Origin of the sequence: Polaromonas sp. (assembly GCF_039932935.1) — a bacterium.
Classification (GTDB): Bacteria; Pseudomonadota; Gammaproteobacteria; order Burkholderiales; family Burkholderiaceae_C; genus Polaromonas.
Genome location: NZ_JBDTPB010000012.1, coordinates 1 through 5439, shown reverse-complemented (window position 1 = coordinate 5439; position 5439 = coordinate 1). Strand labels below are relative to the sequence as shown.

General features: G+C 61.2%; 7 protein-coding genes and 1 pseudogene. 2 read left to right on the top strand and 6 right to left on the bottom strand.

Annotated elements, in window-relative coordinates; genetic code table 11:
* The first annotated feature begins 273 nt into the window (after positions 1–273).
* Together ABI546_RS01995 and ABI546_RS01990 are read left to right on the top strand one after the other, a co-directional pair.
* Positions 274–468 (top strand): DUF2905 domain-containing protein, encoded by a 195-nt coding sequence (locus ABI546_RS01995; RefSeq protein WP_348043587.1) that lies wholly within the window; start codon positions 274–276, stop codon positions 466–468.
* A gap of 16 nt (positions 469–484) precedes the next feature.
* Complete coding sequence (locus tag ABI546_RS01990) at positions 485–1447, top strand: ROK family protein (RefSeq protein ID WP_348043585.1); 963 nt, start codon at positions 485–487, stop codon at positions 1445–1447.
* A gap of 26 nt (positions 1448–1473) precedes the next feature.
* Here the strand turns inward: ABI546_RS01990 and mdtD are convergent, their stop codons facing one another.
* From mdtD to ABI546_RS01960, 6 genes and pseudogenes are all read right to left on the bottom strand, one after another.
* Positions 1474–2895 (bottom strand): multidrug transporter subunit MdtD, encoded by a 1422-nt coding sequence (mdtD, locus tag ABI546_RS01985; RefSeq protein ID WP_348043583.1) that lies wholly within the window; start codon positions 2893–2895, stop codon positions 1474–1476.
* A 116-nt stretch (positions 2896–3011) separates the two neighbouring features.
* Entirely contained in the window at positions 3012–3377 is a 366-nt protein-coding gene (gene erpA / locus ABI546_RS01980; protein ID WP_122955163.1) for an iron-sulfur cluster insertion protein ErpA, read from the bottom strand.
* Between the two features lie 185 nt (positions 3378–3562).
* Entirely contained in the window at positions 3563–3964 is a 402-nt protein-coding gene (locus tag ABI546_RS01975; protein ID WP_348043580.1) for a polymer-forming cytoskeletal protein, read from the bottom strand.
* A 46-nt stretch (positions 3965–4010) separates the two neighbouring features.
* On the bottom strand, positions 4011–4718 hold the full coding sequence (locus tag ABI546_RS01970; protein ID WP_348043578.1) for a DUF6776 family protein: 708 nt from the start codon (positions 4716–4718) through the stop codon (positions 4011–4013).
* Positions 4719–4940: 222 nt separating this feature from the next.
* The gene (gene rpsI / locus ABI546_RS01965; RefSeq protein ID WP_348043576.1) at positions 4941–5333 is read right to left on the bottom strand and encodes a 30S ribosomal protein S9; all 393 of its coding nucleotides are present in this window, start codon (positions 5331–5333) and stop codon (positions 4941–4943) included.
* Positions 5330–5439, bottom strand: a pseudogene (locus tag ABI546_RS01960) (50S ribosomal protein L13); the annotation flags it as partial. The pseudogene ABI546_RS01960 and the gene rpsI, both read right to left, overlap by 4 nt.

The window sequence follows — 5439 nt, the reverse complement described above, 5'->3', positions numbered from 1 at the left end:
AACTCTTCAACCAGCATGAGCCGCGGAACCGGCTTCGCCGGGCTTTATAAGCTCATCCCTGTCCAAGCTCACTGCGTGTAGTTTGTTCTCCCCTCAAGGGGACGGCGCCTGCGGTCTGGCAAAGCCAGTACCGCGGCCCCACTGGTAGCGCCCAAAGAACTCTTAAAGCCAGCATGAGCCGCGGAACCGGCTTCGCCGGGTCGCAGGTGGGCGCCCCCCTCGGGGGGCAGAGAGCCACACGCAGTGGGCGAACGTGGGGGCTAAACTACCCTCATGATCCGCTGGTTCATCGTCATCTTCTTGGCCCTGATGCTCATCAGCTGGTTCAGCCCGCTGATGCAAAAGCTGGGCTTCGGCAAGCTGCCCGGTGACCTGCGCTTTCGCCTGTTCGGGCGCGAATGGTTCGTTCCGCTGACCACCACGATTCTGCTGAGCTTTATCGCCAGCCTGATCGCCAAACTCCTTTGAGGAAGAAACTCTCCGAATGAAAGCCTGCGTCGACCTGGGGGGTACCAAGATCGCGGTCAGCCTGATAGAGGCCGGCACGCAAGTCAGTCTGGCGCAGGCCTCATCGGCTTTGCAGTCCCGGCATGCGGAGCCCACTGAAAAGGCGGGTCCGCCAGATACCGTGGGGCGCCAGGTGCTGCGCATGCTGGACGAAGCCTGCCGGGCGGCCGGCATCCGCGAACAGGACATCGAGGCTGTCGGCGTGTCATCTTGCGGCCCCTTTGTCGCGGTGAACGGGATGCTCGAAATCTCCAATCCCAACATCTGCGGCGGCATGGCCGGCCCGGCGCGCGGCCTGCCCAACGACTGGATCAGCGTGCCGCTGGAGGCACCGCTGCGCAGCCGCTTCGCTGGCAGGCTCCGTCTTGAAAACGACGGCATCGGCGCACTGCAGGCCGAACGCCGCTGGGGCGCGCTGCAAGGCTACACACACTGCGCTTACGTGACCTGGAGCACCGGCATAGGCTTTGGTCTGTGTGTGGACGGGCACGTCCTGCGCGGCAAACACGGCAATGCCGGGCATGCGGGCCACACCTTTGTCAGCGACAACAGCGACGCGCTGTGCGGCTGCGGCAACCTGGGCGACCTCGAAGGCGTGGTGGCCGGCAACGCGATCACGCGGCGCTTTGCCGGTGCGGGCTATCCTGGCGCCTCCGCGCTGTTTGCCGCCGCACAGGCGGGCGATGCCGCCGCCAACACGATCGTGGACGAACTGTGCCGCGTGATGGGACGTGGCCTTTACAACCTGGTCGCCACGCTGGACCTGGAGCGCATCAGCATGGGGGGCGGCGTGTTCTGGAACCACCGCGACTATCTGCTGCCGCGCCTGAGTGCACAAATCCACGGCAAGCTGCCTGCTTTGACGGATGATTTTGAGCTGGTGGCGGCGGGCTTGGGGGAAAGGGTCGGGGATTTTGGCGCTTTAGCCCTGGTGAGCTAAAGCGCGCTGCGCAATCGTCCGAGAGCTTAGCCCTGCCCTGACGCTTCAGTCGCCTCGGCCTTCTTCACCACTCTCACCTGCGGCGACAGCTGCCAGAAAATCCCCGCCGACGCCAGCGTGATCAGCCCCATCGCCGCGAACGTTGCCTGAAAGGAATGCAGCGTCTGCACGGCCTCGCCAGTACCGAAGAAGCCCGTGAAAGCGGCCAGCACTGCGCCCGCAGCGGCCACGCCCATGCTCATCGCCAGCATCTGCACCATCGACAGCAGACTGTTGCCGCTGCTGGCCATGCTGCTGTCCAGGTCGCGCAAAGTGACCGTGTTCATCGCCGTGAACTGCATGGAATTAACCGCACCAAAGCAAGCCAGTTGCAGGATGTGAAGCCACAGCGGCTGCGCCGGTGTCACGAACGCGAAGCTCGCCATCGTCAGGCCCACCAGCGCAGTGTTGGTCACCAGCACCTTGCGGTAGCCGTAGCGCGTGATCAGCGGCGTCGTGACGCGTTTGGTCAACATGCTGGCCACGGCGACGGGCACCATCATCATCCCGGCCTGCAGCGGTGAGTAGTCGAGGCTGACCTGCAGCAGCAAGGGCACGAGAAAAGGCATGCAGGAGCTGCCCAGGCGTGAAAACAAATTGCCCAGCAGGCCGATGCTGAGCGTGGGAATTGAAAACAGGCGCGGCGAAAACAACGGGTCGGGCCGCTTTGCCGCGTGCAGCCAGTAGGCGGTGAGGCTGGCCATGCCGAACACCAGCAGCACCAGCACGCTGGCCTGCTTCAGGCCCAGGCCTGACAACCCATCGACCGCGAGCGACACCGCCACCATGCCGAAAGCCAGGAAGACGTAGCCCGGCAAATCGAAGCGCGGCGTCTCTGGCCGGGGGCTGTCCGGCATGTAAAACAGGGTCGCCGCGCAGCCGAGCAAGCCAACCGGAATATTGATCAGGAACACCCAGTGCCAGGTCGCCACCTCAACCAGCCAGCCGCCCAGCGTGGGGCCGATCAGCGGGCCGATCAGGCCCGGGATGGCGATGAAACTCATGGCCTGCAGAAAACGTTCGCGCGGAAACGCCCGCAGCACGGCCAGCCGGCCCACCGGCAACAGCAGTGCCCCACCCATCCCCTGCACCACCCGTGCCGCGACGAGTTCCATCAGGTTGCCGGCCAGCGCGCAGGCAATTGAGCCGACCACAAACAGCGAGATCGCACCCACATACACGCGCCGCGTACCGAAGCGGTCGGCGATCCAGCCAGATGCCGGAATCAGCATGGCCATGGTGAGCGAGTACGCCACCACGACAGACTGCATGCGCAGCGGGCTTTCGCCAAAACTGCGCGCCATGGTGGGCAAGGTGGTGTTGACGATGGTCGCGTCTAGCGTCTGCATGAAAAACCCGATGGCCACCAGCCAGAGCAACATGCGCAGTGATTTTTCTTCTGACTGCATAAATGAATGATGCGAAAGGGTGAACTTGGTTCACTGCCTTGCTGATAAAGAAAGAATGACCAGGCAGCAAAAAGCCGCCTCAGGGGCGGCTTTTAAGGCGGGGCGTCGGAGGTGCCTCAGGCAGAGAAGCTGGAGCCGCAGCCGCAGGTGCTGGTGGCGTTGGGGTTCTTGATCACGAACTGGGCGCCTTCAAGGTCGTCCTTGTAGTCGATCTCGGCGCCCACCAGGTACTGGTAGCTCATGGCGTCGATCAGCAGGGACACACCGTTCTTGGTCATGGTGGTGTCGTCTTCGTTGGTGATCTCATCGAAAGTGAAACCGTACTGGAAACCGGAGCAACCGCCGCCTTGCACAAAAACGCGCAGCTTCAGGTCCGGGTTGCCCTCCTCAGCAATCAGCTCCGCCACCTTGGATGCGGCGCTGTCGGTGAAGACAAAGGGCGCGGGCATTTCGGTCTGGATATTTTCGGCAACAGCACTCATGGGGAACTCCAATACATCTAAAGGAAAGCGGTCGAAACCGTCTTTCAGAACTCGGTCAAAGAGGGCACTTCAGCACCCGACCTGCAAATAGTACAGCAAACTGATCAACCATAACGCCCATGCGTATTAAGGCGCCGTACTGGTTACCGGCTTGGCCGACACCGTGAGCGCTCACTCGCAGACTGTCAGTTGTTGTTGGCCGCCAATTTGAGCGTGGGTTTTTCTTCAATTTCCTGGTGCGTGGTGGGACGCAACTGTCCAAAGATGACGGCGCCCTGGTGCATTTCAAGCGCTTTGTACGAGACGTCGCCTTCAATCTTCGCCTTGGGCTGCAGCTCCAGCAGCTCCGACGCATGCACAGGACCATTGACGCGGCCATTGATGATCACGTGGTCGGCGTGGATATGGCCAGTCACGATGGCCGACTCACTGATGACCAGAATGCTGGAACTGCCTTCGTTGGCGCGGATGTCACCAATCACTTCGCCGTCGATCCGCAAACCGTCCGTGAACTTCAGGTTGCCCTCAATGCAGCTGCCTTGGGCGATCAGGCTTTTGATGGGCGGCTGCTTCTTTTTTCCAAACATAAGGATTCCTGTACGAGAGGTGGATGGGGGTAGCGAAGGTGGGAGGTCAAAGTTTGAAGGTTTGGACAGACCGAATGGCGGTTCCTTCAATGACTTTAGCTGTAACACTTTGTACCACGGCTTGGGGTGGCAAGTCGAGGACACCCTCCACACGAAGGTACTGTTTGAACTGTAAAGTTTGCGGTCCTCCGGGCAAAGTCATCATCCAGGGCTTCCCGTCCTGGGTGCCATGCACGGTCAGGTCCAGTTTTCCATTAAAACTGGGCGCGCCCTTGACCGGCTGGATCACCAGAACCTGCCATTTAAGCTGCGCCTGCGACAGCACTTCGGCCTGCAGGCTGCGAATGGTGGCGACCTCGGCGCTGCCGGCAGGCAGAAGTTTCTGGAAAAACCCCAGATCGTCGCGCAGGCTGCGGTTGTCGCTTTCGAGCTGGCGGATTTGGCTCAGCATCTTTTCCTGTACCGCCTTCTCGGCCGTCAGCAGGCTGCCGGAGGTATTGGAAATGGACTGCGCCTTGTCGCGCTCTACCCGCAGGCTCGCGACTTCCTGGCGCAGCTCGCTAAGCTCTTCCTTGGCGTTGGTGTCCAGCCCGGCGATGCCCTTGCCGAATTCAAAGGCCCAGAGCGCAACGGCGGCAGAAAACCCCAGCATCAACGCGCCGGCAATCCACCGCAAGGGCCACGGGAGCGAGCTGCGTACCGACATGCGAGGGGAGCTGATCGTCAGGCGGCGGCGAAACAGGCGAAATTTCAAATCGGAGGCCCTGCAGTTTTCGGTTCGGGAGCTGCATTGTGCACGCAGACAACTCGCCGGACGGCCGATCTGGCCGTAAAGCCGGGTAAGGCTTTGCATCAGGAAAACTAATCACTTACAAAGCATTGACGGGGCGTTGCAAGCGCCACACAAGCGGCCGCCACGCCCATGAAAAAAGCCGCCAGGTAAACCGGGCGGCTTTTGGGGAACAGCGAAAGCGGATTAACGCTTGCTGAACTGCTTGCGACGGCGAGCTGAGCGGAAACCGACTTTTTTACGTTCGACTTCACGTGCATCGCGGGTCACAAAGCCAGCCTGGCTCAGGGCTGGCTTGAGCGTTGCGTCATAGTCGATCAGGGCACGGGTGATACCGTGGCGCACTGCACCAGCCTGGCCGGACTCGCCGCCGCCGTGGACGTTGACCATGATGTCAAACGTCTCGACGTGGTTCGTCAGGAACAGGGGTTGGCGGCAGATCATGATCGAGGTTTCACGACCAAAGAAGACCTGGATGTCACGGTCATTGATCGTGATCTTGCCGGTGCCTTTTTTGATAAACACGCGGGCGACGCTGGATTTGCGACGGCCGGTGCCATTGTTCCAATCACCGATCATTTGGAGGCTCCCAGGATTTCCAGCACTTTAGGCTGTTGGGCGGTATGCGGGTGCTCTGCACCACCGTACACCTTGAGTTTCTTGATCATGGCGTAGCCGAGCGGGC

Excerpts from the sequence above, each read along its gene's own strand:
- ABI546_RS01995 (WP_348043587.1), top strand. The coding sequence starts at position 274 with ATGATCCGCTGGTTCATCGTCATCTTCTTGGCCCTGATGCTCATCAGC.
- ABI546_RS01990 (WP_348043585.1), top strand. The coding sequence starts at position 485 with ATGAAAGCCTGCGTCGACCTGGGGGGTACCAAGATCGCGGTCAGCCTG.
- mdtD (WP_348043583.1), bottom strand. The coding sequence starts at position 2,895 with ATGCAGTCAGAAGAAAAATCACTGCGCATGTTGCTCTGGCTGGTGGCC.
- erpA (WP_122955163.1), bottom strand. The coding sequence starts at position 3,377 with ATGAGTGCTGTTGCCGAAAATATCCAGACCGAAATGCCCGCGCCCTTT.
- ABI546_RS01975 (WP_348043580.1), bottom strand. The coding sequence starts at position 3,964 with ATGTTTGGAAAAAAGAAGCAGCCGCCCATCAAAAGCCTGATCGCCCAA.
- rpsI (WP_348043576.1), bottom strand. The coding sequence starts at position 5,333 with ATGATCGGTGATTGGAACAATGGCACCGGCCGTCGCAAATCCAGCGTC.